Raw genomic sequence first — 1959 nt, 5'->3', positions numbered from 1 at the left:
CGTATTTAAATAAAAACCTTTCGGCCCTTCAGGTCATGCTGGATTGGGCTGCCGATTCCCTGATCAAAAATATAATGAACAACCCTATTAAAGGGGTGAAGAGACTATCAGAAGACGACAGTAAGGAATATTCTGTGAATTTAACGGATGCAGAATATTATGAATTCATCAAAAAACTCCAAGAGCGGGACAGCTTGAAAAAGGACTTCTGGCTTCCGGCGATTATTCTCGCGACGAGCACAGGCCTTAGAAAGGGCACCCTGTTCGGGATAAAATGGAAAGATATCGACTGGAATGCGCGCCGAATTACTCTCAACCCCACAATAATGAAGGTGAAGAGAAAAAAACGCCCGGAACAGGATACAGAAAAATTCATTTATTTAAATTATGAGGCCCTTAAAGCGCTAAAGGCGTGGAAAGAGCATTATAAAACTGCTCCGGGACCGGAAACCCTTATCTTCGGAGTCAAACAGCCAAGATATCGGGCATGGAAAAAGATCAGAGAAGAAATGGAACTGCCCGAAGGGACCAGGATTCACGACCTAAGACATATTTTCGCCAGCAGGGCAATGGCGGCGAACATATCCGCCGTCGCAGGAGCGCAACTGCTCCACCAGACCACGACGGATCTTTTCAGGAGATATGCGCACCTCGCGCCCGACGCCGCATTGAAGATGGTAAATTTAATAGGGGAAAAAGAAGAAGATGACGAATGGGACGGCGAAGAATTATAAAATGTCCAGCTCCTGCTCTAGACAGTGCCGGACGGTATCCCGGTAATATTCGTCATTTCCCTTCCTGCCGTCGTCATCGTTATGGACCCGGCGCAAAAGGTCGAGCATCGTCTCCTCAGATGCGTCAACGCCCCTTAAATAGCAACACATTCCCCAATCAGCCAGGGTCTTATTTTTCTTCTCTCCATATATATTTTCCCAGTGTTTCAGGGCGCGGCCGACCGGGACGGGGCCGATCTCAGCCAAAATCAAGGACGCTGAAGCTGGTTTAATTACCACTCCTCCTACAGAGGAGGACAAAGAAGAAGGGCGCACCGGTTTATCTTTAATAATTGAAGACCTCGCAGAGGTCCGGATGTCTCTGCCGGCCGAAGCGAGGCCTTCAACCAGGGGGGTTTCAAGCTTCTTGTCATGCCGTTTTTCAGCCGTAACGGGCCAGTCCCCGGATTTCAACTTTGTGTTTTTAAATCCAGGCAGCCGCAGGACCCGGGACAGATCCTTCACTGCAGCATCCCCGCCGGTTTTTGTCGAAATAAACAAAAGAGCCGCCTCCGCTGTCCCAAAACTCATCGGACGCTGCACAAGCCAGACCGCCTGAAGTTTTTTTTCTGACGTCCGGACAACGTAATTTGGCTCAGGTAGCAGGTCAAAACCCCGGCCGGCCTCAAAAGCCCGGCTCGCCTCCGTGGGCTGATCAAAGTCCGCAAAGAGGATCTGGATCCGTCGGACGTTTTCCCGGTCCCGGGCAGGACGACCCCACTTATTTAACTTATCTCCGAACCCGGCGGTCGAATAATATACCCCCTAGTGCTTTTCATTTAAAGCGTGAAGCAGCGAGAGCTTCCGGATGAAGTCCTTTCGTTTTATCCAGAGGTTTATCGGAATAAAAAGCGGATGAGGCCGGAAGATAAATCTTCTGCTGTCGGAAACGGCTACCGGAAGGAGGACCTTTTTCTGTTTTTCCACCGGAATTTCTTTCCGACGATCGTCGGGGAAAATACAGGAAATACAAATAAATTCATCCGGATTCGGATGTATATCTCGAAGGAAATCAACAGGAGAGATCATGACCGCGCCTCCTTCATTTTTAAATGCTTCTCGCAGATTTCCCGAAGTCCCCGCTTTATCTTTTCCTTTTTATCCGCCGGAACCCAAACAGAAATATTTAAAAGACCGGAATCTATCTTCTTCTGTCGGCTTTTCCGGCACTCGACACGAACCCGTT

The 1959-nt window shown here is 49.0% G+C and carries 3 protein-coding genes; 1 reads left to right on the top strand and 2 read right to left on the bottom strand.

The features are described 5' to 3' along the window. On the top strand, positions 1-734 hold a 734-nt coding region (locus tag VB081_RS04545), incomplete at its 5' end, for a site-specific integrase (protein ID WP_323399658.1). Here the strand turns inward: VB081_RS04545 and VB081_RS04540 are convergent. Then, positions 729-1379 carry a DNA-primase RepB domain-containing protein gene (locus tag VB081_RS04540; protein WP_323399659.1) on the bottom strand — a complete coding sequence of 217 codons (651 nt, stop codon included), beginning with the start codon at positions 1377-1379 and terminating at the stop codon, positions 729-731. The genes VB081_RS04545 and VB081_RS04540 overlap by 6 nt on opposite strands. A 159-nt stretch (positions 1380-1538) precedes the next feature. Continuing rightward, positions 1539-1802, bottom strand: coding sequence for a hypothetical protein (locus VB081_RS04535; protein WP_323399657.1), 264 nt, complete (start codon positions 1800-1802; stop codon positions 1539-1541). Positions 1803-1959: the final 157 nt, after the last annotated feature.

Origin of the sequence: Christensenella sp. (genome assembly GCF_034927525.1) — a bacterium.
Lineage (GTDB): Bacteria > Bacillota > Clostridia > Christensenellales > Christensenellaceae > Christensenella.
The sequence above is the reverse complement of the archived record's forward strand: the minus strand, read 5'-3'. Positions and strand labels throughout refer to the sequence as shown.

Excerpts from the sequence above, each read along its gene's own strand:
- VB081_RS04535 (WP_323399657.1), bottom strand. The coding sequence starts at position 1,802 with ATGATCTCTCCTGTTGATTTCCTTCGAGATATACATCCGAATCCGGAT.